Below are 23,991 nucleotides of genomic sequence, written 5' to 3' on the forward strand. Positions count from 1 at the left end.
TGGCTGACACGTGCTGCAGCGGCCGCTCGACGCGGCTGTCCGCGCTCCCCGCTAGCCGCCCAGCACGTAGGGCCGCGTCATCACTTCGAGGAAATGGCCGTCCGGGTCGTCGAAATACACGCCCCGGCCGCCGTTGTGCCGGTAGATTTCGCCGGCGCGTTGCTTCGACGGATCGGCCCAGTACGGCATCCCGCGCTCGCGAATCCGCGCAAAGACCGCGTCGAACGCGGCTTCGTCGATCAGGAACGCATAGTGCTGCTTCGTGATGTCGCCCGCCCGTTCGTAGAAGTCGAGCGACACGCCGTTGTCGAGCTCGACGACCAGCATCGGCCCGAACGGGACCGGCGGCGGCAAGGCGAGGAGATCCGTCAGAAACCGGGTCGACGCGGCCTTGTCGTGACACCAGACGATCGTGTGGTTCAGCTGGACGTTCATGGCGTGTCCCCTCGTGCGCCGGCCAAAGGCGCGGCGATGCGCATGCACACACGATAGGCGATGTCCGCCCGCGTTCAAGCCGGGATCGACGACACCCGGGCGCGGCGGCCGCCGCCGCTGCACCCATGCGGCCGCAAGCCGCGTGGGCTCATGTGCGACCGGGCGCATCGTCACTCGCCGGCAACCGCCGGCCCGCCGGCCGAACTGCCGCTGCCGCGCCGCTTCTCGGCCCACACCCGCAGCCGATCCATGTACAGGTAGACGACCGGCGTCGTATAGAGCGTCAGCATCTGCGACACGATCAGGCCGCCGGCGATCGCGATCCCGAGCGGCGCGCGCAGCTCGGCGCCGTCGCCGCTGCCGAACGCGAGCGGCACCGCGCCGAGGAGCGCGGCCATCGTCGTCATCATGATCGGCCTGAAACGCAGCAGGCACGCCTCGTGGATCGCGTCGAACGACGATTTCCCGCCGGTGCGTGTCGCGTCGATCGCGAAGTCGACCATCATGATCGCGTTCTTCTTCACGATACCGATCAGCAGGATCACGCCGATCAGCGCGATGATGCTGAACTCGGTCTGGAACAGCAGCAGGCCGAGCAGCGCGCCGACGCCGGCCGACGGCAGCGTCGACAGGATCGTGATCGGGTGGATGTAGCTTTCGTACAGCACGCCGAGCACGATATACACGGCCATCAGCGCGGCGAGGATCAGGACCGGCTGGTCGTTCAGCGACTGCTGGAATGCCTGCGCGGTGCCCTGGAAGCTGCCCTGGATCGTCGGCGGCATGCCGATCTCGGCCATCGTCTGGTAGATCACCTGTGTCGCCTGCGACAGCGACACGCCCGGCGGCAGGTTGAACGAGATCGTCGTCGCGACGAACAGGCCCTGGTGGCTGACCGCGAGCGGCGTCGTGCTGGGCCCGAACGACGCAATGGCGGACAGCGGCACCATCGTCGACTTCGACGTCGACACCGCCGCGCCCGACGACGCGCTCGACTTGCCGCTCGCCGCGATCGAGTTGAGCGCCTGGTTGCGCGCGGAATCGGACGCGATCGCGGCGGCGCTCTGCGCGGCCGTGCCGGCGCTCGACGTGCCGGCCGACGTCGCGACATAGGTGCCGGCTGCCGCGTTGGTCGTCTGCGCGCCGCTCGCACTGCCGCCCGACGTGCTGATCCAGATCTCGTTCAGCATCTGCGGGCTCTGCCAGTACTGCGGCGCGACTTCCATCACGACGTGGTACTGGTTCAACGGGTTGTAGATGGTCGAGACCTGGCGCTGCCCGAACGCGTCGTACAGCGTGTTGTCGATCTGCGCGGGCTTGATGCCGAGCCGCGCGGCGGTCGCGCGGTCGATCGTCACCATCGCCTCGAGGCCGCCCTGCTGCTGGTCGGAGTTCACGTCGGCGAGCTCCTTGCGCTTCTGCAACGCCTCGGTCAGGATCGGCCCCCACTTGTACAGCTCGGGCGTCGAATCGCCGAGCAGCGTGAACTGGTACTGCGCACTGCTCTGCCGGCCGCCGACGCGGATGTCCTGCGCGGCCTGCAGGAACGTGCGCGCGCCCGCGACATCGGCGAGCGGCCTGCGCAGCTGCTGGATCACCTGGTCGGCCGACAGCTTGCGCTCGGTGCGATCCTTCAGCGTGACGAACATGAAGCCCGAGTTGGTCTGCGTGCCGCCGGTGAAGCCGGCGACGCTCTTCACGTTCGGATTGCCCTGCACGATCCGCATCATCTCGGAGAACTTGAGCTTCATCGACTGGAACGACGTGCTCTGGTCGGCCTGGATCCCGCCGATCATCAGCCCCGTGTCCTGCTGCGGGAAGAAGCCCTTCGGCACGACGATGTACAGGTATACGTTCAGGCCGATCGTCGCGAACAGGATCAGGATGACCAGCCGCGGATGGCGCAGCGCCCACGACAGCGAGCGCTCGTAGCCGCGCTGCAGGCGCGTGAAGCAGCGGTCGAGGAACTGCGCGAAGCGGCCCTCGTCGCGCTTGTCGTGCGCCTCGGCCAGCAGGCGCGCGCACATCATCGGCGTGACGGTCAGCGACACGGCGAGCGACACCGCGATCGCGAGCGACAGCGTCAGCGCGAACTCGCGGAACAGGCGCCCGACGATGCCGCCCATCAGCAGGATCGGCAGGAACACCGCGACGAGCGACAGGCTCATCGACAGCACCGTGAAACCGACTTCGCGCGCGCCGTCGAACGCGGCCTGCAGCCGCGGCGTGCCGTTCTCGATATGGCGGGAGATGTTCTCGAGCACGACGATCGCGTCATCGACGACGAAGCCGGTCGCGACGATCAGCGCCATCAGCGACAGGTTGTCGATCGAGAAGCCGAGCAGGTACATCGCGCCGAACGTGCCGATGATCGAGATCGGCACCGCGACGCTCGGGATCAGCGTCGCGCGCCAGTTGCGCAGGAACAGGAACACGACCATCACGACGAGGCTGACCGCGATCAGCAGCGTGTGCTCGGTGTCCTTCAGCGACGCGCGGATCGTCGTCGACCGGTCGAGCACCGGCGTGACCGTGATGTCGGCGGGCAGCGCGGCCGTGAGCTGCGGCAGCGCCGCGCGCACGCGGTCGATCGTCTCGATGATGTTCGCGCCGGGGGAGCGGTACAGGATCACGAGCACCGCGCGCTTGCCGTTCGCAAGACCGAGGTTGCGCAGGTCCTCGACGGAATCGACGACGTCGGACAGGTCGGACAGCCGCACGGCCGCGCCGTTGCGGTATGCAACGACGAGGTCGCGGTATTGCGACGCCTGCGACGCCTGGTCGTTCGTATAAAGCTGGTAGTGCTTCGGGCCGAACTCGATCGCGCCCTTCGGGCTGTTCGCGTTCGCCGACGCGAGCGCCGCGCGCACGTCCTCGAGCCCGATCCCGTAGTGGAACAGCGCGTGCGGCTGCAGCTCGACGCGCACCGCCGGGTTCGCGGAGCCGCTCACCGTCACCTGGCCGATCCCGTCGATCTGCGACAGCGATTGCTGCAGCACGGTCGACGCGGCGTCGTACAGCTTGGCCGGCGACGACGTTTCCGACGTCAGCGACACGATCATGATCGGCGAATCGGCCGGGTTGACCTTGCGGTAGGTCGGGTTGCTCTTCAGCGACGCGGGCAGGTCGGCGCGCGCGGCGTTGATCGCCGCCTGCACGTCGCGCGCGGCGCCGTCGATGTCGCGGTTCAGGCCGAACTGCAGGGTGATCCGCGCGTTGCCGACCGTGCTCGTCGATGTCATTTCGGAGACGTCGGCGATCGAGCCGAGGTGCCGCTCGAGCGGGCTGGTCACGCTGGTCGCGACCGTCTCCGGGCTCGCGCCCGGCAGCGACGCCTGCACCGAGATCGTCGGGAAATCGACCTGCGGCAGCGGCGACACGGGCAGCTTCACGAACGCGAACAGGCCCGCGAGCGCGACGCCGAGCGCGAGCAGCGTCGTCGCGACGGGGCGGGTGATGAAGGGGCGCGACAGGTTCATGGCCTACGCATCCGTGCGCGTGCCGGCGGCGGGGCCGTGGCGCTCGAACCAGCCGCGCACGCGGCGCGCGAGCGCGTCGAAGCCGAGATAGATCACGGGCGTCGTGAACAGCGTCAGCACCTGCGACACGATCAGGCCGCCCGCGATCGCGATACCGAGCGGCTGGCGCAGCTCGGAACCGGCGCCGGAGCCGACAATCAGCGGCACCGCGCCGAGCAGCGCGGCGAGCGTCGTCATCAGGATCGGCCGGAAGCGCAGCAGGCACGCCTGGTAGATCGCCTCGCGCGGCGGCTTGCCCTCGGCGCGCTCGGCCTCGAGCGCGAAGTCGATCATCATGATCGCGTTCTTCTTCACGATGCCGATCAGCAGCACGATGCCGATGATGCCGATGATGTCGAGGTCGTGCCCGGTGATCATCAGCGCGAGCAGCGCGCCGACACCCGCCGACGGCAGCGTCGACAGGATCGTGATCGGGTGGATGTAGCTCTCGTACAGCACGCCGAGCACGATGTACATCGTGATGATTGCCGCGAGGATCAGGAACAGCTGGTTCGACAGCGATGCCTGGAACGCGAGCGCCGCACCCTGGTAGCGGGTCTGGAACGACGGGGGCAGCGCGATTTCCTTCTCCGCCGCGTCGATCGCCTTCACCGCTTCGCCGAGCGACGCGCCCGGCGCGAGGTTGAACGAGATCGTCGTCGACGGGAACTGCGACAGGTGCGACACGAGCAGCGGCGACGGCCGTTCGTGGAACGTCGCGATCGACGAGAGCGGCACCTGGCCGCTGCTCGCGGACGGCAGGTAGAGGTCGTTCAGCGATTGCACGTAGTGCTGGTCCTTCGGTTCGGACTCGAGGATCACGCGGTACTGGTTCGATTGCGTGAAGATCGTCGACACGATGCGCTGGCCGAACGCGTCGTACAGCGCGTTGTCGACGGTCGCGGGCGTGATGCCGAAGCGCGCGGCGCTCGCGCGGTCGATCTCGACGTACACCGACTGGCCGCTGTTCTGCAGGTCGGTCGCGACGTCGGCCAGCGACGGCTCCTGCTTCAGGCGCGCGACGAGCTTCGGCACCCAGGTCGCGAATTCGTCGGGGTTCGGGCTCGTCAGCATGAACTGGTACTGCGTCGGGCTGACGGTCGAGTCGATCGTCAGGTCCTGCACCGACTGCATGTACAGCGAGATGCCCGGGATGGCCGACACGCGCTGCTGCAGGTCGCGGATGATCTCGGCCGCGGTTTCCGTGCGCTGGTCGCGGTCCTTCAGGTTGATCAGCATCCGGCCGCTGTTGAGCGTGATGTTGGTGCCGTCGACGCCGATGAACGACGTCAGGCTGACGACGTTCGGATCCTTCAGGATCTCGGCCGCGAGCTGCTGCTGGCGATCGGCCATCGCGCCGTACGAGATCGACTGCGGTGCCTGCGTGATCGCCTGGATCACGCCGGTATCCTGCGGCGGGAAGAAGCCCTTCGGCACGAGCACGTAGAGGAGGCCCGTCAGCACGAGCGTCAGCACCGCGACGACGAGCGTCGAGCGCTGGCGGTTCAGCACCCATTCGAGCGCGACCGCATAGCGCGCGATCACCCAGTCGATCGCCTGGTGCACGCGCGCCTCGAAGCGGTGGCTCTCGGGCGGCGGCGAATGACGCAACAGCTTCGCGCACATCATCGGCACGAGTGTCAGCGACACGATCGCCGAGATCACGATCGTCACCGCGAGCGTGATCGCGAACTCATGGAACAGCCGCCCGACGACGTCGCCCATGAACAGCAGCGGGATCAGCACCGCGATCAGCGACACCGTCAGCGAGATGATCGTGAAGCCGATCTGCTTCGAGCCCTTCAGCGCGGCCTCGAGCGCCGAGTCGCCTTCCTCGACGTAGCGCGCGATGTTCTCGATCATCACGATCGCGTCGTCGACGACGAAGCCGGTCGCGATCGTCAGCGCCATCAGCGACAGGTTGTTCAGCGAGAAGCCGGACAGGTACATCACCGCGAGCGTGCCGATCAGCGACAGCGGCACCGAAAGGCTCGGGATGATCGTTGCATAGATGTTCGCGAGGAACAGGTACATCACCAGCACGACGAGCGCGACCGCGAGGCCGAGCTCGAACTGCACGTCGCGCACGGCCGCACGGATCATCGTCGTGCGGTCGGTGACGACGTGCACGTCGAGCGCCGTGGGCAGCGATTCCTGCAGCTTCGGCAACAGGGTCTTGATCGCGTCGACCGTCTGGATCACGTTCGCACCCGGCTGGCGCTGCACGTTCAGGATGATCGCGGGCTCCGAGTCGACCCACGCGCCGAGCTTGGTGTTCTCCGAGCCGTCGATGATCTTCGCGACGTCGGTCAGCATCACGGGCCGGCCGTTCTTGTACGCGACGACGGCGCTCTGGTACTGGTCGGCGCTCGTCAGCTGGTCGTTCGCGTTGATCGTGTACGAGCGCGTCGGGCCGTCGAAGTTGCCCTTCGGCGTGTTGACGTTCAGGTTCGAGATCGTCGTGCGCAGATCGTCGAGGTTCAGCCCGTACTGCGCGAGCGCGGTCGGGTTCGCCTGGATCCGCACGGCCGGGCGGTTGCCGCCCGACAGGCTGACGAGGCCGACGCCCGCGACCTGCGAGATCTTCATCGCGAGCCGCGTATCCGCGAGATCCTGCACCTGCGTGAGCGGCAGCGTCTTGGACGTGACGGCGAGCGTCAGCACCGGCGCGTCGGCGGGGTTGACCTTCGCGTAGATCGGCGGGGCGGGGAGGTCGGACGGCAGCAGGTTGCCGGCCGCGTTGATCGCGGCCTGCACTTCCTGCTCGGCGATGTCGAGCGGCAGGTCGAGCGAAAACTGCAGCGTGATCACCGACGCGCCGGCCGAGCTCTGCGACGACATCTGGTTCAGCGACGGCATCTGCCCGAACTGCCGTTCGAGCGGCGCCGTGACCGACGACGTCATCACTTCGGGGCTCGCACCCGGATAGAAGGTCTGGACCTGGATGGTCGGGTAGTCGACCTCGGGCAGCGCCGCGAGCGGCAGGAAGCGCAACGCGACGAGGCCGGCCAGCAAGATGGCCGCCATCAGCAGGGCGGTGCCGACCGGCCGGAGAATGAAGATGCGGGACGGATTCATCGGGCAGCCCGTGCGTTATTGGGCGGGCGCCTGCGATGCGCCTCCGTGATGTCCGCCCTTCGTGCCGGAGGCGCCCATTGCGCCCGACGCGGCACGCGCGCCGTGTGCGCCCGACGCGCCTTTCGGCTTGTCGGCCGGGATCGTGATCTTCGAGCCTTCGCGCAGGCGGTCGGAGCCGTCGGTGACGACCCGCTCGCCGAGCGCGACGCCTGACACGATGCTCGTGCGTTCGCCGTCGACCGGGCCGATCTTGACCTTGCGCACCGTCACCGTGTTGTCCGGCTTCACGATATACACGAACTGGCCGATCGAGCCGGTGAGCACGGCCGACGTCGGCACGATCGTCGCGTCGCGGATCACGTCGACGAGCAGCCGCGTGTTGACGAACTGATTCGGGAACAGCCGGCCTTCCTTGTTATCGAAGGTCGCACGCAGCTTGACCGTGCCGGTGGTGGTGTCGATCTGGTTGTCGAGCGTCGCGAGCGAGCCGGTTTCGAGCGGGTTCGTGTTGCTGCGGTCGTACGCCGTCACCGACAGCTTGCTGCCCGCGTTCACTTGCTTGAGGATCGCCTGCAGGTTGTCCTCGGACGTCGTGAAAATCACGCTCATCGGCTGCAGTTGCGTGATCACGACGATGCCGTTCGTATCGCCGGGCGTCACGTAGTTGCCGGGGTCGACCAGGCGCAGGCCGACGCGGCCCGACACGGGCGCGGTGATGTGCGCGTAGACGAGGTTCAGCTTGGCCGAATCGATCGCAGCCTGGTCGGTCTTCACGGTGCCTTCGTACTGCTTGACGAGCGACGCCTGCGTGTCGACCGTCTGCGACGCGATCGAGTCCTGCGACAGCAGCGTCTGGTAGCGCTTCAGGTCGAGGCGGGCGGTCGCGAGCAGCGCCTGGTCGCGCGCGAGCGTGCCCTCGGCGTTCTCGAGCGCGTTCTGGTACGGGCGCGGGTCGATCTGCGCGAGCAGGTCGCCCTTCTTCACGATCTGGCCTTCCTGGAATGCGACGGCCTGCAGGTAGCCCGAAAGCTGCGTCTTCACGGTCACGTTCGCGAGCGGCGTCACGGTGCCGAGCGCGGACAGCACGATCGGCATCTCGCCGTGCGTCGCGGTCGCGACCTGCACGGGCTGCGGGACGTTCGCCATCGCGGCGGGGCCGCCGCGGCCGCGCTTGCCGGCAGTGGCGCTGGCGCCGGCCGATCCGGACGGGCCGCTGGCCGTGCTGCGCCACGGGTGCCACCACAGCAGGCCGCCGACCACGACGAGCGCGAGCGCGCCGGCCATCAGCTTGCGGCGCGGGCGGCGCGCGGCGGGGGAGGCGGGCGCAGGTTCGTGCGCGGGGGGCGTGGGCTTTTGTTGATGGTCCATCGGTTCTGTCTGGATGACGACGCGGCGCGCTGCGTACGGAGCGCAAGCGGGCCGCGCGTGGGCATGCGGCATCTGGCGGGCCGGCCGGGCCCCGACCCGCGCGGGAAAAGAGCGGTGCGCACCGCGGATGCGGCGCGACGATGGGCATGATCCTACGTCCCGTCCCCGTTACAGTCCAGCCCCCTATCTTTCAACGGGTTACGGTCGTTACAGAACGCGACAGGATGATGGCAAACGGGTCAGTTGCCGCTGCGGCGGGCCGGTGCGCCGCCGATCTCGCGGGTGATCTTCGCGATGCACTCGTGCAGTGCCGGCACGACGTGTTCCTCGAGCCAGTCGGGCGGGCATTGGTGCGATGCGCCGCCGCAGTTGACCGAGTAGCACTGGCCCGACGGCCCGACGAAACCGGCGGCGACCGCGTTCAGGCCTTCGCGCCATTCGCCGATCGCGATCGCGTGGCCGTGGCGCGTCGCCTCGTCGAGCGCCGGGTTGAGCCGCGCGAACACATGCGGCCAGTCGTCGCCGGCGGCGGCCCGCAGCGCGTCGATCAGCGCGCGGCGGTCGTTGTCGTCGAGCGCGGCGAGATACGCGCGGCCCACCGCGGTGCGCGCGATGTCCATCCGCGAGCCGATCTCGAGCCGGGTGACGAGCACCGCCGAGCGCGGCCGGATCACGTCGATCGCGACCATGTCGAGCCGGTCGCGCACCGCGAGGTGCACGGACAGCGACGTGCGTTCGGCCAGCTCGATCATGAACGGCCGCGAACGCGCGCGGATGTCGAAGTTGCGCAGGAAGCCGTGACTCAGCTCGAGCACCGACGCGGTGAGCACGAAGCGTTCGCTGTCCGGCAGCTGGAACAGGAAGCCGGCGCTGACGAGCGTCGCGGTGATCCGCGACACGGTCGGCTTCGGGATGCCGGTCAGCTCGGTCAGCTCGCGATTGCTGACCGGCGCGTCGGCGGCCGCGATGCGGCGCAGGACAGCAAGGCCGCGCGCGAGCGCGGTGATCTCGTCGGGCGACGATTCGCGTTCGCGGGGAGCGGGAGGATGCGCAGGTATCGACACGGGAGGTTCTCTCAATTTCCGAAACTGTATTTCAATTTTGTCGGTATCGTAGGATGATTGTCAAAAGATGCATGTTATATGGGTGAATCGGTCATGAGATGGGATTTTACGGGTTCACCCTTGGTTTATTAGGAAAACGCTGAAGCTTTCGTTGCCGTAAGCTGCAACGGTTGGTGCAAATACCGCTTGACTTGAAGGTCGGAAACGGAAAGAATGTGTCACGTTTTCGAAACATCGTTTCGGAGTTTAACCGGCAACGGTGTTTCGCGCAGTCTCTCAGGTTCTAGCACGGCCCTCGGAATGGCTAGAACTTTTTTAGCGCCACGGTCTCCGTGGCGCTTTTTTTTGTCCGCCCGCGGCGACGCGTCAGCCCCGTATTATCTCCCGTCCCCGACTCCCGCCCGCGCAGGCGCCCGCGGCGCACGTCCGCGCGCGCAAAAAAAAGCGCGATGCCCGCAAAGGCATCGCGCGAAAGACGGCGTGGAGCCGACGAATGAAACGTGATGAAGCTGGCGTCCGTGAGCGTCAGGCCTTCGCGAGCTTGATGCTCGTCGGCTCGGCCGTCAGGTAACCGACGCTCGCGCCGAACCGGTCCTTGAAGTTCGCGCGCACGAGCGGGTCGAGCGTCGGCTTGACCTTGTCGTGCAGCGGCGATTCCCAGTCGCCCGCGTGCTGGAAGTTGCTCATGATGTAGGTCCAGCCGTTGATCTCGTCGACCGCGTGCAGGCCCGTCGATTCGGCGCCGGCCGGGCAGGACAGCACGCGCGTGAGCGTTTTCGTGTCGACGTTGTACGCCCACAGGAAGTTGTTCACGTGCATGCCCGAGTCTTCGCCGATGAACAGCGTGCGCAGCTTTTCGGAGAACTTGAGGTTGTCGGGGTTCGCGACCTTGTCGGGGTGCGCGAGGTTGCCGAGCGCGTCGGCGGCGGCGAGGTCCTCGCCGACGAGCGCGGCCGGCGCGCTCATGTCGACCGGCACCCACTCGCTGTCGATCGCGGCGCCCGTCGAGTCGCGCTGGCCGCCCTTCAGGTTCAGCGCATAGGTCGCACCTGCGGCGATCTTCCTGTCGAGCGCGACGTCGCGCGACGCGGCGTTGCCCTTGACCATCGACGTCTCGATTCGCGACATCGCCGTGTAGACGATCTTGTCCTTCGCGTTCACCGTCGTCCCTTCGAGCTTGGTGAACGCCATGCTGCCGCCGAGCAGCGCCGCGTAGCGGTGCGTCTCGAGGAACGCGGCGGCCTTTTCCATGCCGGGCTTCACGCGGATCCAGTTGAACTTGCCGCTGAAATGGATCTTCGTGAAGCTTGCGTCGTTCGGATCGCTCGTCGCGATGTCCATGATGTCCGACCACTTCAGCGTGTTCGCGAGCGCCTCGATCTCGGCGCTCGTCGCGTGGCCGACCTTGATCCACGCGAGCGTCGCCGAGCCCGCGCCCGCCGACGACGTCTGCGTCCACTTCGCGACGTAGAGCGTGCCCGCCGACAGGTCGGCCGGCTTGTCGGCGACGAACATGAAGAGGCCGCCGTTGGTTGCGTCGTCGCCCATCATCACGGTGCGCTGGTCCGGCATCACCTGGATCAGCTCGTGCGAGATCCGGCCGAGGCAGTAGTGCTTCTTCGCGGTGCCGGTGCCGTCGGCGTTGACGATGATCTCGGGCAGGTGGCCGTAGTGGTACGGGTTGGCCTTCGTCTCGTCGCCGAACGTGTTCCGGCTGAATGCCTTGAACTGCGCGTCGGTCGCGGCCTTCGTCGCGTCGGGCTCGTATTCCTCGCTCGACAGGTGCGTGCCCCACGGCGACAGGCTCGCGCCGCAGGTGATCCACAGGCCGTGCGCCTTCGACGTATCGACGTTGTGGTACTTGACGAGCTTCAGCGCGCCGGTCGCCGGATCCTGGTCGAGCGTCAGCACCGCGATCGGCGACGGCAGCTGGCCGTATTGCGACACGCTCGCCTGATCGCGCGTCGTGTATTCGAACTGCACGACCGCGAACACCGTGTTGCCCTTCACGCCGGGCACGCTCGCGTTCTTCAGCGTGAGCAGCGAGCTGCCGTCCGGGCAGTCCGAATAGAACTGGCGTTCCTTGCCTGCCACCGAACGGTCGATGATCGGCTGGTTGTTGATGTCGTAGTAGCCGCCCGCGAGGATCGTGCCGCCCTTGCCGTCCGGCACCTTGTCGCCCGTCACGAAGAACGGCCTGTACGCGAGCTTGAAGTTGCGCGTCGTGCCGTCGGAGAAGGACACCGACAGCGTCGAGCCAACCGTCGTCGTCGCCATCGCGGACGCATCGGCGAGCGTCGGCGCGTTCATTGCCGAGAACGTTGCCGCGGTGAACGCGGCGGCCGCGGGCGTCGAGGCCGGGCTGTCGTCGCCGCCGCAACCCGTCAGCAGGGCGGGCAGCGCGAGACCGGAGAGGGGGAGCATCGGTGCGCCGGCGAGGATCTTCAGGGCCTGGCGACGGGAAGCATTGGGCAACGCGGGCATGGGGTGTCCAGTTTCAGGTGTTGGAAGAATCTTCGCCTTCGCGTCGTTTGCAAGAAGCAAGCTGTGCGAAGGCGAATTGAAAACTGGACGGGAGTGTAAGGACGCTCGATGAAAGTTTTTTGAATTGAAGTTGTAATGATGTGTCGGGCGTCCGTGCAGTGCTCAGTCTCTCAGTCGCGCTCGGGCGTCGCCGAGATGCGGTGGATCGACAGGTCGGCACCGTCGAATTCCGCCTCGCGGTCGAGGCGCAGGCCGACGGTCGCCTTCAACGCGCCGTAGACGAGCGTGCCGCCCGCTAGCGCGATCGCAATGCCGCCGAGCGTGCCCACGAGCTGGGACACGAACGACACGCCGCCGAGGCCACCGAGCGCCGGCAGACCGAACACGCCGGCTGCAATGCCGCCGAGCGCGCCGCACATCCCGTGCAGCGGCCACACGCCGAGCACGTCGTCGATCCGCCATTTGTTCTGCACGCAGGTGAACATCGCGACGAACAGCGCGCCGGCTGCCGCGCCGGTCGCGAGCGCACCGATCGGGTGCATCACGTCGGACCCCGCGCACACCGCGACGAGCCCCGCGAGCGGGCCGTTGTACGTGAAGCCCGGGTCGTTGCGGCCGGCGAGCCAGGCGGCGAGCGTGCCGCCGACCATCGCCATCAGCGAGTTCACCGCGACGAGGCCGCTCACCTTGTCGAGCGTCTGCGCACTCATCACGTTGAAGCCGAACCAGCCGACCGCGAGCACCCACGCGCCGAGCGCGAGGAACGGGATGTTCGACGGCGGATGCGCGGCGATCCGCCCGTCGTTGCCGTAGCGGCCGTGGCGCGCGCCGAGCAGCAGCACGGCGGGCAGCGCGACCCAGCCGCCGAACGCATGCACGACGACCGAGCCCGCGAAATCGTGGAATGGCGCACCGAACGCGTGCGTGAGCCAGGCCTGCACGCCGAAGCGTTCGTTCCACGCGATCCCTTCGAAGAACGGATAGATGAAGCCGACGATGATCAGCGTCGCGACGAGCTGCGGATTGAATTTCGCGCGCTCGGCAATGCCGCCGGAGATGATCGCCGGAATGGCGGCGGCGAAGGTCAGCAGGAAGAAGAAGCGCACGAGCGCATAGCCGCTGTGCTGCGACAGCGTGCCGATGTCGTCGAAGAACTCGACGCCGTACGCGATCGTGTAGCCGATGAAGAAGTACGCGATGGTCGACACCGAGAAATCGACCAGGATCTTCACGAGCGCATTGACCTGGTTCTTCTTGCGCACCGTGCCGAGTTCGAGAAACGCGAAGCCGGCATGCATCGCGAGCACCATGACGGCGCCGATCAACAGGAACAGCGTATCGACGCCGGATTTCAGACCATCCATTCCGAAGCTTCCTTGCTCAAAAAACGGGCAAGGAACGCAAAAATCGAGCCAACTTGGTGAACGGATGCGTGGAAGTGGTGCGGGGGCATGATCCCGTGCGGCTTTCCGGGGAGCTGTGCCGGTGCATTGCGGCGCGGCCTTCGAATGGCGTTTGCCGGGGGTGGCCGATGCTGCACGCCTGTGGTGCGATGCGTCCCGATCTGGTGCGTCATGGAGGCGGCGCGGTGCATGTCGCGCACCGGCCTGGCGCGTCAGTGGCGCGCGAACAGCACGCGGGTGCGGCGCAGCCGCAGCGCGAGCACAGCCCAATACGTGGCGACCGACATGAGGCCCAGCGCGGCGAACGCGAGCGCCGCGAAGCCGGCTGGCGACGCGTCGGCGCCCTCGGCGCACAGGATGCCGCGCACGACGATCAGCGCGGCCGTCCAGAACGCGAGGACGGCCTGCGCCATCAGGCGCGCGGCGTCGAAGCGGCGCTCGCGCCCGATTTCGGACGCGCGGGCAGTGAGCGGCGCGCGCAGGCACAGGAACAGTGCGGCGGCCAGCATGGCGGCGAGAAAGATGAACCAGTCGACAAGGAAGTGCATGGACTTCGAAGGGCGGGCGATGAGCGTTGAGACTGCGTCACTTTAGTGCGGCCGTCCGCGCGTTTAAATCAGACGAGTCCGAAATTGAAAGCCATTTTTAACCTGCGGCTGGCGAAATGCCGCGCGCATCGGCGGTATCATCGACGTCGGTTCAATCCTGAGGGTCGTGCGATGGCGCGGCCGGAGAATGCTGATGAAGATGAAGTCGTCGCGGGCGCGCAGTACGCCCGTTCTGGTCGCCGCCGCATGCGCGGCGGTGTTGCTCGCAGGCTGCGAGAAATCCCCCGCGCCGTCGGCGCCGCCGCCCGATACGGCCGCGAGCGCGGCCGCCGACGTCGCGAAGCACGCGACGCAGGCGATCGACCAGGTCGCGAGCGCGGTGAGCCAGCAGCTCGGCGCGGCGAAGGCCGGGATTGCGTCGGCAGCGTCGGCCGTGCCGCCGCTGAGCGCGAGCGGCCTCGCGGCTGCCGCGCAGGCGCAGCTGAATGCCGCGGCGTCTGCAGTGGTGGGCCAGGCCGCGTCGGAGGCCGGTGCGAAGCTCGCAGAGGCGGGGCGCAAGCTCCAGCAGTTGAGCCAGCCGGGCGCGTCCGCAGCGAAGCCCGCCAGCGGGCAGTGACATGCCGGTTGCGCGATCCGTAAAATGTAATTATGATAGTTACACATTGTCGCCGGAAGCCGCATGGGTCGCCGCATGGCTTGACGATACGGGCCGGCGTCGCCGAGTGAGTGAGGAATGAATACCAGCAGCCGGTTCGCGTTTGCCGTCCATGTGCTCGCCTTGCTGTCGATGCAGGAAGGCGTGCCGCTGTCGTCCGACATGATCGCGGGCAGCGTGAACACGAATCCCGCGCTGATCCGCCGGCTGCTGTCGATGCTGGCGTCCGCGGGGCTGACGACGTCGCAGCTCGGCGCGGGCGGCGGCGCGCTGCTGGCGCGCGAGCCGGGCGACATCACGCTGCTCGACGTGTACCGGGCGGTCGACGATGCACAGCTGTTCGCGCTGCACCGCGAGGCGCCGAATCCCGCGTGTCTCGTGGGGCGGCACATCCAGGGCGTGCTCACCGGCTACATCGGCGACGCGCAGCGTGCGATGGAAGCGTCGCTCGCGACGCGCACGCTGGCCGACGTCACGGCCGACGTGCTGAATTCCGAGCAGCTTCTGCAAGCGGCCGGCACCGGTGGATGAGTGCCTGCAGGTGATGCGGTGAGCCGGACGGTGCGCGTGTGCGGCGTCCGGCACGACGGGGTTGACCACCCCATTTTTTTTGCTCTTATATGTAATTAAATAAGTTACATATTTCTCTTTCTGGAGATTCGACATGACGCAACGTCCCTTGAACATCGCGCTGTTCGGCGCCACCGGCATGATCGGCTCGCGCATCGCGGCGGAAGCCGCGCGACGCGGCCATCGCGTGACGGCGCTGTCGCGCACGCCCGGCGCCAGCGCCGACGGCGTCGCCGCGAAGGCGGCCGACCTGTTCGATCCGGCCAGCATCGCGGCCGCGCTGCCGGGGCATGACGTCGTCGCGAGCGCGTACGGCCCGAAGCAGGACGACACGGCGAAGGTCGTCGCGGCCGCGCGGGCGCTGGTCGCCGGCACGCGCGAAGCAGGCCTGAAGCGGCTGGTCGTGGTGGGCGGCGCGGGCTCGCTCGAAGTTGCGCCGGGCAAGCAGCTCGTCGATGCCGAAGGGTTTCCGGGCGCATACAAGGCGGTCGCGCTGGCACACCGTGACGCGTTCGACTACCTGCGTACCGTCGGCGACCTCGACTGGACGTTCTTTGCACCGGCCGCGCTGATCGCGCCGGGCGAGCGCACGGGCACGTTCCGCACCGGCGTCGGCAAGCTGATCGTCGACGCGAACGGCGACAGCAAGATCTCGGCGGAGGACTACGCGATCGCGTTCGTCGACGCGCTCGAGCAGGGCAGCTTCGTGCGCGAGATCGCGACCGTCGCGTACTGAGCGGCGCGGTAGCCGGCGGCAGGAAGCCGCCGGTTTGTCCTCGGTTCGCCCCCAGTTCGCCCCAGGTTTGCGTCGGTTACGTCCCGTTACGCCCCGTTCGGCGGTCGGGGCACGGCGAGCGGATACACTAGACGGTCCGTGCTTCCCCAGACAGGATCGCAATTTGCTTTCGTATTCCTTGCATTTTCTGGACTGGGCCTTGACGGCCTGTTGTCTTGTCTTGCTGACCTCCGTCGCCGCCGTCGCGTGCGAACGGGTCAGGTTCCATATCGCGCTGTGCGTGGCGGCGCTTGGCGTCGCGTTCGCGCAGCCGGCCGGTGCGGCTCCCGCGCCGCCCGGTCTTGCCGCATTCCAGAAACTGATTGCGCCGGCCGCCGAAGCGCCCGCGTCGGCGGCATCGGCCGTCGCCGCGTCCGGCGCCGCAGCGGCATCGGCGCCGTCGCCCGCGAGCGCGGCCGAGATCGCGCAATCATTCAACGCGGTGATCCGCATGCTCGACAGCGATCGACAGCGCACCGCGCTCGTGTCGCAGCTCAAGGCATTGCGCGACGTCGCGCAGACCGCGCAGGCGGCGTCCGCCGCATCGGCGGCATCGGCGGCGAACGCCGGCCTGTGGGGCGCGATCGCATCCGGCATGGCGTCCGTCGAAACGAGCATGAAGCAGGGCGACTCGCCCGCGCGCTACTGGGCGGGCCGTTTCAATGCAGCCGGCAACGAGCTGTACACGATCGTGAGCGGCCATGGGCCCGAGTCGTTCGGCCGCATCGTGCTCGACTGCGCGCTGCTGCTGCTCGGCTGGGGCGCCTGTGCGCTCGCGCTGATCTGGCTGCAGCAGCGGCTCGCCGCACGGGTCGGCGTCGTCATCAAGCTGAATCCGAATCCGAGCGCGCGCGAGATGCTGATGTTCGCGCTGCGTCGCGTCGGGCCGTGGATCATCGCGTTCGCGGTGGTGCTCGCGATCGCCCGCAACCTGCCGGAATCGCTCGGCCGCACCGTTGCGCTCGTGATCGCGTACGCGATCGTCGCGGGCTCGGTGTTCGCGGCGCTGTGCCTGATCATGTTCGCGCTCTTCAGCGCCGGGCATCGCCGGGCGGCGGGACGCGTGCTGATCGAGCGGTCGTGGCGCCTGCTGCGCGTGATCGGCGCGTTCGGCGCGCTCGGCGACGCCGCGCTCAACTACGACATCGCGCACCAGCTCGGCACCAACCTCGCGGGCCTGATCGCAACCGTCGCCAACATGGTGGCCGCGACGCTCTGCGCGTATTTCGCGCTCGCATACCGGCGGCCCGTTGCGCACCTGATCCGCAACCGCAGCCATTTGCAGCGCATGAACCACCGCGCGACGACCGAGATGGCGGAATTCGCCGCGTGGATCTGGCCGGTGCCGGTGCTGCTGCTCGCGTTCGCCGCGGTGTTCGGCACGCTTGCGGGCAGCCACACGTCGTCGAACCTGCTGCAGACGTCGATCGTCACCGCGCTGCTGCTCGTGCTCGCGTTCTTCCTGTCGGCGGTCGTGCTGCGCGTCACGCGCCCGAACCCCGCGCATCGCCGCGTGCGGCGCAACCAGTCCGCGTACATCGCGCGGCTCGTGCGTTTCGCCGGCTCGCTCGCGACGCTGTTCATCTGGCTCGGCTACATCGAGCTGACTTCGCGCCTGTGGGGCATCTCGATCGCGCGCATCGTCGAGCACAGCGTCGCCGCGCGCGGCGTCGCGCAGGCGGCGACCGCGATCGTCGTCACGTGGTTCGTGTCGTGGCTCACATGGATCATCGTCGACACGGCGATTCTCGAGGCGCTCAATTCGGCCGCTGCACGCCGCGGCCGCAATCCGAGCGTGCGTGCGCGCACGATGCTGCCGCTCGTGCGCAACGTCGTATTCGTGACGATCCTCACGATCGCCGCGGTCGTCACCGCGGCGAACCTCGGCATCAACGTAACGCCGCTGCTCGCCGGCGCGGGCGTGATCGGCCTCGCGGTCGGCTTCGGCGCGCAGTCGCTCGTGTCCGACCTGATCACGGGGCTTTTCATCATCGTAGAGGACACGATCTCGGTCGGCGACTGGATCGACGTGGACGGCGGGCATGCGGGCACGGTCGAGCACCTGTCGATCCGCACCGTGCGGCTGCGCGACGGGCAGGGCGCGCTGCACGCGATTCCGTTCTCGCAGATCAAGATCGTCAAGAACCTGTCGCGCGATTTCGGCTGCGCGGTGTTCGAGGTGCGCGCGCCGCTGTCCGCCGACGTCGATGCGCTCACGCACCTGATCCACGACGCGGGTTCGGACCTGTGGAGCGACTTCACGGTGCGCCGCCTGATGCTCGGCGGGGTCGAGGTGTGGGGGCTGGACCGCTTCGAGCCGAACTGGCTGATCATCAAAGGCCAGATCCGCACGCAGCCGCAGCAGCAGTCGACCGTGATGCGCGCGTTCAACGCGCGCGTGAAGGCGAGGATGGAGGCGGCCGGCATCGAGATTCCGGTGCCGCAGATGCAGATGGTGACGCCGATGGGGCCGCGGGCGGAGCCCGTCGCGGCCGCCGGCGAGACGGCGGCAGCCAACGAGGCGGTGGTGACGGTGCCGGTTGCGGGGACGTCCGCGTCGGCGGGCGCCGCGCACCCGTCGGCTTCGGGGGCTTCGGGAGCGACGCACGCGACGCCGGTTCCGGTTTCAGCTGCGTCCTCTCGGGACGGCGGTCTGGCGTGACGCGTCGCGGCAGGGCGACTGCGGCCGCGCATCAGCGTTGTGGCTTCGCTTCACGACGCGCGTCAAACGGCGCATCGACGCGCCGTTACGCGTGACCGGGCGTCGCGACGCGCACGATATCGTTGATGTGCGTCGCGACCTGTTCGCCCGTCACGCCATACACGTGCAGCGAGACGGCTATCTTTTCACCCACCGCACCCGCGTGGCCGAGCTGGTGGATCCCTTGCGCACCGGCCCGCACGAACGACACCGCGCCCGCTTCGCGCGGGTGGCGGCGTGCCTCGGTCGCCAGTCCCGCGGCCGCATCCCAGTCGTACAGCGTTTCGGAGAGCGTGCCATCCAGCACCGTGTAGCCGCACCACGTCTGGTGGCCATGGACGGGGCTGCACTGGCCGGGACGCCAGACCAGCGCGACGATCGCGTAGCGCCCGAGCGGATCGGCGGCGAGCAGGTGGCGGCAATATTTCTGCGGGTCGCACGCGCGCTCGGCGTCGGTGAGCCACTGCTCGGCCGCGTGGGCCTCGGCGAGCGCGGCGCGCACGCGGCGCGCGAAATCGGGGTGTCGCGACGGATCGGTCGCGTCGTCGCCCGACGCGGCGAATTGCACGGACACCGCGTCGAAAGCGGCGTCGATCTGCCGGCACAGGCGCGCGAGCGCCGGGCGTTGTGCGGGCTGTGCGGGTGCAGCGACGGGGGCATCGCCGGGCGTCATGCGCGCGGCGCGCTGCACGGTGGCGGAAAGGGCGGCTGACGGTTGCATGGCGTTCTCGTTGTCGTTGTCGGGCGCGTGGTGGCAAGCCCACGCATGTTGGTATTTATACCGGTCGACGCGGAGAAACGGTTTCCATATTGTTCCCCGGGACGTGCTATGCATAGAATAAATTTCTATCCACAAGGGGCCGAGGAAATGGATGCCATCGATCGCAAACTGCTCGAATTGTTGCAGGCGGATGCCACGCTGCCGATCGCGGAGCTCGCGCAACGCGTGAACCTGTCGCAGACGCCATGCTGGAAGCGCGTGCAGCGGCTGAAGGAAACCGGCGCGATCCGCGCGCAGGTGGCGCTATGCGACCCGCGCAAGCTCGGTGTCGGCACGACCGTGTTCGTCGCCGTTCGCACCAACCAGCACACCGAGGAGTGGGCACAGCGCTTCACGCGGGCGGTGCGCGACATGCCGGAAGTCGTCGAGGTCTACCGGATGAGCGGCGAGACCGATTACCTGCTGCGCGTCGTGGTGGCCGGCATCGACGACTACGATCGCGTGTACAAGCGGCTGATCCGCGAGGTGCCGCTGTTCGACGTCAGCTCGTCGTTCGCGATGGAGCAGATCAAGTATTCGACGGCGTTGCCGGTGCGCGACGTCGCGGAACCCGCGTAGCGCCGCGTGTTTCCGCGAGTTCCCGCGTGTTCGATAGGCAACGGCATCCGCACGGCGACTTGGCTGGCGTGGTGCGGGACTGAGTCAGCGATGGGCCCGCAGCTTCAGCGGCCGCGCGCGAGCGCGCGGGCGCGTTCGTCGGCAAGCGCGTCGCGGCGCACGAAATCCGCGACGAACGGGCTCGCCGGATGGTGATGCAACGTGTACGGCGTGTCCCATTGCGCGAGCCGCCCGTGCTGCATCACGCCGATCCGGTCGGCGATCGCGAATGCCTCGGCCTGGTTGTGCGTGACGAGGATGGCCGTATGGCCCGTGCGCTTCAGGATGTCGCGCAATTCGAACGCGAGCCGCTCGCGCGTATCGACGTCGAGATTCGAGAACGGTTCGTCGAGCAGCAGCAGTTCCGGCGACGGCGCGAGCGCGCGGGCGAGCGCGACGCGCTGCTGCTGGCCGCCGGACAGTTCGTGCGGATACGCATCGGCGGCATCCGCGAGGCCGACGAGCTCGAGCATCTCGGCAACGCGCGCGCGCCGCTCGGCCAACGGCCGCCGCCGCAAACCGAACCCGACGTTGTCCGCGGCGCTCAGGTGCGGGAACAGCGCGCAGTCCTGGAACATCATGCCGATGCGCCGCCGCTCGGGCGGCATGTCGAGCGACGGCGACGCAACGGGCGCACCGTCCAGCACGATGCGGCCCGCGCGCACGGGCTCGAAGCCGGCAATTGCGCGCAGCACGGTTGTCTTGCCGCAGCCGGACGCGCCGAGCAGGCAGCCGATGTCGCCGCGGGCGAGCGCGAGGCTCAGTCCGTCGACCACCGTGCGGCGGCCGTGCGGCGTGTCATAGGTGACGGAGAGGGCGTCGAGTTCGAGCAGGTTCACGATGTCAGTGTCCGATCTTGTGACGGGTACGGGCGAGCAGGATCACGGGCACGAGCCCGGCCACCACGATCGCAAGCGCGGCGACCGCGCCTTCCTCGTAGGTGCCGCGCGCAGCCTCCGCGTACAGCCAGGTCGCGAGCGTGTCGAAGTTCAGCGGGCGCAGCAGCAGCGTGGCCGGCAATTCCTTCATCGCGTCGACGAAGACCAGCAGCGCGCTCGTCGTGAGCGCGGGCCGCAACAGTGGCAAGTGCACGCGCCAGAGCGTGCCGCCGGCCGTCTCGCCGAGCGAGCGGGCCGCCTGTTCGAGCGACGGCGGGATGCGCGCGAGGCCCGCTTCGATGCTGCCCGCCGAGATCGCGAGGAAGCGCACGGTGTACGCGATCACGAGCGCGGCCACCGACCCCATCAGGATCAGCCCGTCGCGGCCGAGCAGCGTGCCGATCATGCGGTCGGCGGCCGCGAACGGCAGCAGCAGGCCGATCGCGAGCACGGTGCCCGGCACCGCATAGCCGAGGCTTGCGATTCGCGCGCAGATCCGCGCGCAAACCCGTGCCGGGCCCGCGCCCGCGCTGTCGCGCTGCGCGCGCGCCGCCCACGCGACGATCAGTCCGCACACGAGCGTCGCCGCGGTGGCGGCGAACGCGACGGTCAGCGTGTTGGCGAGCCCCGTCAGCAGTTGCGCGGATACGCCGCCGACGAGATGCAGCCGCTTGGCCGTTTCGACCGCGAGATACGCGGCCGGCGCGCCGAAGCCGAGCAGCACGGGCAGCCAGCCGAGCACGGCGGCGCTCCACGCGGCCGGGCCCGTCAGGCGGCGCGGCGCGATCGGCCGCATGCGGCGGCCGTGCGCGTAGCGCTGGCGGCGGCGCCCGTAGCGTTCGAGCGCGATCATCCCGACGACGATCGCGAGCATCGCAAGCGCGATCTGTGCGGCGCCGGCGAGGTCGGAGCGTGTGATCCACGTGGTGTAGACGGATACGGTCAGCGTCTGCACGCCGAGGAATTCGGACGCGCCGATGTCGTTCAGCGTCTCGAGCAGCGCGAGGCTGACGCCGACTGCGATCGCCGGCCGCGCGAGCGGCACGACCACGCGCCAGAACGTCGCGATGCGCCCCGCGCCGAGCGTGCGCGCGGCTTCGAGCAGGCTCGCGGACTGCGTGACGAACATCGCGCGCGTGCTCAGGTAGACGTACGGATACAGCACGAAGCCGAGCACGAAGACCGCGCCCGGCAGCGAACGCAGGTCGGGCGGCCGGAACTGGCGCGGGCTGTCGAAGCCGAGCAGCCAGCGGATCGCGCCCTGCACGGGGCCGATCGGGTGCAGCAGGTCGAGATACGCGAACGCGACGATGTAGGTCGGCACCGCGAGCGGCAGCAGCAGCGCCCAGGTGAGCGCGCGGCGGCCCGGGAAATCGTAGGTCGTGACCAGCCACGCGCAGCCGGTGCCGACGACCGTGACGATCGCACCGACGCCCGCGAGCAGCAGCAGCGTGTTCGCGAGCGCCTGCGGCAGCACGAATTCGGCGAGGTGCCGCCAGTGCGCGAGATCGGCGTCGAGCGCGGCGCCGACGAGCGTCGCGAGTGGCGCTGCGACCGCCGCGGCGATCACGAGCGCCGCGGCGAGCCACAGGCCTCCCCGCATGCCGACCTTGATGCGCGGCATCCGCCGCGAGCGACGCGCGGACGCGAACGAAGCGTCAGTTGTCAAAGCCGACCTTGTCGACGAGCTGGCTCGCCTGCTTGCGGTACTTCGCGATCTCGGCGAGCGGCAGCGGATCGACCTTCAGCGGGCCGAAGCTCGCGACGACCGGGTCGAGCTTAACGTTCGCGCGCACCGGATATTCGTAGTTCGCCTGTGCGTACAGCGTCTGCGCGTCCGGCGATACGAGGTATTCGAGCAGCTTGACCGCGTTGGCCTTGTGCGGCGCGTGCCTTGCAACCGCGGCGCCGCTGATGTTCACGTGCGTGCCGCCGCTCTTTTCGTTTGCGAAGGTCGGCCGCACGACCTTGATCGCGTCGCCCCACTTGCGCGCGTCGGTGCCCGGCTCCGCGTGCTTCATGTGGCCGACGTAGTACGCGTTCGCGAGCCCGACGTCGCAGATGCCGCCGAGGATGTCGCGCGCGACGTCGCGGTCGCCGCCCGTCGCCTTGCGCGCGAGGTTTGCCTTCACGCCGCGCAGCCATTTCTCGGTTGCCGCCTCGCCGTCGTGCGCGATCATCGCGGCGACGAGCGCGGTGTTGTACGGATGCTGGCCCGAGCGGATGCACACCTTGCCTTTCCACTTAGGATCGGCGAGGTCCTCGTAGCGGAACGCGTCGACCTTCAGGTCCTTCTCGACGTACAGCACGCGGTCGCGCAGCGACAGCGCGTACCAGTCGCCTTGCGCGCCGCGCAGGTTCGCGGGAATCGCGTCGTCGAGCGCCTTCGAGCGGACCGGCTGCGTGAGCCCGCCGTCGACGAGGTCGAGCAGGTTGCCGATGTCGACCGTCATCAGCACGTCGGCCGGCGACTGGCCGCCTTCCGCCTTCACGCGCTCGAGCAGGCCGTCCTTCACGAACACCGTGTTGACCCTGACGCCGCTCTGTTTCGTGAACGCGTCGATGAGCGGCTGGATCAGCTTCGGTTCGCGGGTGGTGTACAGGCTGACTTCGTCGGCTGCGTGAGCGAGCGGCGCGAACGCGGCGGCGGAAACGGCGAGGGCGCTGACGAGCGGAAGCAGGCGGGTGCGCGAAGGCGACATGGAGGCTCCGGTGTGGCAGGCGGACGAACGGGCGTTCCGGGACGCGCCTGCCGTTCGAGCGACCCGGAACATTACAAAACGAAAGATTCCGGATTCTAGATCGAAATGGGAACGATTATCAAATGAAAGCTTGCGTCGGGCGGCGAAAACCGTGGGCGGCGGGGCGCCGGAAGATGTACGGCAAGGTGCGCGCAAGCGCGTAGAATGCCCGCTTCGATGAATTTGACGGAGCCGGCCCGACCATGAACGATCAGCGCAAGAAGAATCCTGTACGCAATGTGGGCATCCTGATCGTCGTGGTCGTCGGGATCGTGATCGCGACGATCCTGTACAACGCGATCTCGCAGAAGCGTGCGTACGACGAAGCGCATCCGGCCGAGGCGTCGAGCGCGTCGGCCGCGCACTGAGGCTGATGTGCCGGGCGGGCGCGGCCG

The 23,991-nt window shown here is 68.3% G+C and carries 18 protein-coding genes; 6 read left to right on the forward strand and 12 right to left on the reverse strand.

Translation table 11 applies throughout. The features are described from left to right. Positions 1-51 precede the first annotated feature (51 nt). From ACV22Z_RS05375 to ACV22Z_RS05410, 8 genes are all read right to left on the reverse strand, one after another. Positions 52-435: a VOC family protein gene (locus ACV22Z_RS05375; protein WP_448075289.1), complete on the reverse strand. Its 384-nt coding sequence runs from the start codon at positions 433-435 to the stop codon at positions 52-54. 170 nt (positions 436-605) lie between these two features. Then, positions 606-3,914, reverse strand: a complete 3,309-nt coding sequence (locus ACV22Z_RS05380; protein ID WP_448075290.1) for an efflux RND transporter permease subunit — start codon at positions 3,912-3,914, stop codon at positions 606-608. Positions 3,915-3,917: 3 nt separating this feature from the next. After that, a complete protein-coding gene (locus ACV22Z_RS05385) occupies positions 3,918-7,031 on the reverse strand; it encodes an MdtB/MuxB family multidrug efflux RND transporter permease subunit (protein WP_448075291.1) in 3,114 nt (1,037 codons plus the stop codon). Positions 7,032-7,046: 15 nt separating this feature from the next. After that, a complete protein-coding gene (locus ACV22Z_RS05390) occupies positions 7,047-8,399 on the reverse strand; it encodes an MdtA/MuxA family multidrug efflux RND transporter periplasmic adaptor subunit (protein WP_448075292.1) in 1,353 nt (450 codons plus the stop codon). A gap of 239 nt (positions 8,400-8,638) precedes the next feature. Further along, positions 8,639-9,463 (reverse strand): IclR family transcriptional regulator, encoded by an 825-nt coding sequence (locus tag ACV22Z_RS05395; protein ID WP_448075293.1) that lies wholly within the window; start codon positions 9,461-9,463, stop codon positions 8,639-8,641. Positions 9,464-9,988: 525 nt separating this feature from the next. Next, entirely contained in the window at positions 9,989-11,947 is a 1,959-nt protein-coding gene (locus ACV22Z_RS05400; RefSeq protein WP_448075294.1) for a PhoX family protein, read from the reverse strand. Between the two features lie 170 nt (positions 11,948-12,117). Beyond that, entirely contained in the window at positions 12,118-13,311 is a 1,194-nt protein-coding gene (locus ACV22Z_RS05405; protein ID WP_448075295.1) for an ammonium transporter, read from the reverse strand. Between the two features lie 251 nt (positions 13,312-13,562). Next, positions 13,563-13,898, reverse strand: coding sequence for a hypothetical protein (locus tag ACV22Z_RS05410; RefSeq protein WP_448075296.1), 336 nt, complete (start codon positions 13,896-13,898; stop codon positions 13,563-13,565). Between the two features lie 193 nt (positions 13,899-14,091). On the opposite strand from ACV22Z_RS05410, the gene ACV22Z_RS05415 reads away from it, so the two are divergent. The 4 genes from ACV22Z_RS05415 (at position 14,092) to ACV22Z_RS05430 (ending at position 18,560) form a co-directional block, all read left to right on the forward strand. Next, the gene (locus tag ACV22Z_RS05415; protein ID WP_448075297.1) at positions 14,092-14,514 is read left to right on the forward strand and encodes a hypothetical protein; all 423 of its coding nucleotides are present in this window, start codon (positions 14,092-14,094) and stop codon (positions 14,512-14,514) included. Between the two features lie 117 nt (positions 14,515-14,631). After that, positions 14,632-15,084 (forward strand): Rrf2 family transcriptional regulator, encoded by a 453-nt coding sequence (locus ACV22Z_RS05420; protein WP_448075298.1) that lies wholly within the window; start codon positions 14,632-14,634, stop codon positions 15,082-15,084. Between the two features lie 133 nt (positions 15,085-15,217). Then, positions 15,218-15,859, forward strand: coding sequence for an NAD(P)-dependent oxidoreductase (locus ACV22Z_RS05425; RefSeq protein ID WP_448075299.1), 642 nt, complete (start codon positions 15,218-15,220; stop codon positions 15,857-15,859). 490 nt (positions 15,860-16,349) lie between these two features. Then, positions 16,350-18,560, forward strand: coding sequence for a mechanosensitive ion channel family protein (locus ACV22Z_RS05430; RefSeq protein ID WP_448075820.1), 2,211 nt, complete (start codon positions 16,350-16,352; stop codon positions 18,558-18,560). Between the two features lie 85 nt (positions 18,561-18,645). Here the strand turns inward: ACV22Z_RS05430 and ACV22Z_RS05435 are convergent, their stop codons facing one another. Then, entirely contained in the window at positions 18,646-19,320 is a 675-nt protein-coding gene (locus ACV22Z_RS05435) for a cysteine dioxygenase (RefSeq protein WP_448075300.1), read from the reverse strand. A 147-nt stretch (positions 19,321-19,467) separates the two neighbouring features. Here ACV22Z_RS05435 and ACV22Z_RS05440 point away from each other — a divergent pair, with 147 nt between their 5' ends. After that, positions 19,468-19,938 carry an Lrp/AsnC family transcriptional regulator gene (locus tag ACV22Z_RS05440; RefSeq protein WP_448075301.1) on the forward strand — a complete coding sequence of 157 codons (471 nt, stop codon included), beginning with the start codon at positions 19,468-19,470 and terminating at the stop codon, positions 19,936-19,938. A gap of 104 nt (positions 19,939-20,042) precedes the next feature. Here the strand turns inward: ACV22Z_RS05440 and ACV22Z_RS05445 are convergent, their stop codons facing one another. The 3 genes from ACV22Z_RS05445 to ACV22Z_RS05455 are packed head-to-tail and all read right to left on the reverse strand — an operon-like array spanning position 20,043 to position 23,557. Further along, positions 20,043-20,816 (reverse strand): ABC transporter ATP-binding protein, encoded by a 774-nt coding sequence (locus tag ACV22Z_RS05445; protein ID WP_448075302.1) that lies wholly within the window; start codon positions 20,814-20,816, stop codon positions 20,043-20,045. A 4-nt stretch (positions 20,817-20,820) separates the two neighbouring features. After that, entirely contained in the window at positions 20,821-22,524 is a 1,704-nt protein-coding gene (locus ACV22Z_RS05450; RefSeq protein WP_448075303.1) for an ABC transporter permease, read from the reverse strand. Then, entirely contained in the window at positions 22,514-23,557 is a 1,044-nt protein-coding gene (locus ACV22Z_RS05455) for a Fe(3+) ABC transporter substrate-binding protein (RefSeq protein ID WP_448075304.1), read from the reverse strand. The genes ACV22Z_RS05450 and ACV22Z_RS05455 overlap by 11 nt, the downstream gene beginning before the upstream one ends. A gap of 242 nt (positions 23,558-23,799) precedes the next feature. Between ACV22Z_RS05455 and ACV22Z_RS05460 the strand changes: the two genes are divergently transcribed. Continuing rightward, on the forward strand, positions 23,800-23,964 hold the full coding sequence (locus tag ACV22Z_RS05460) for a hypothetical protein (RefSeq protein WP_448075305.1): 165 nt from the start codon (positions 23,800-23,802) through the stop codon (positions 23,962-23,964). Positions 23,965-23,991 lie beyond the last annotated feature (27 nt).

The sequence above is a fragment of the Burkholderia sp. PU8-34 genome, assembly GCF_053427725.1.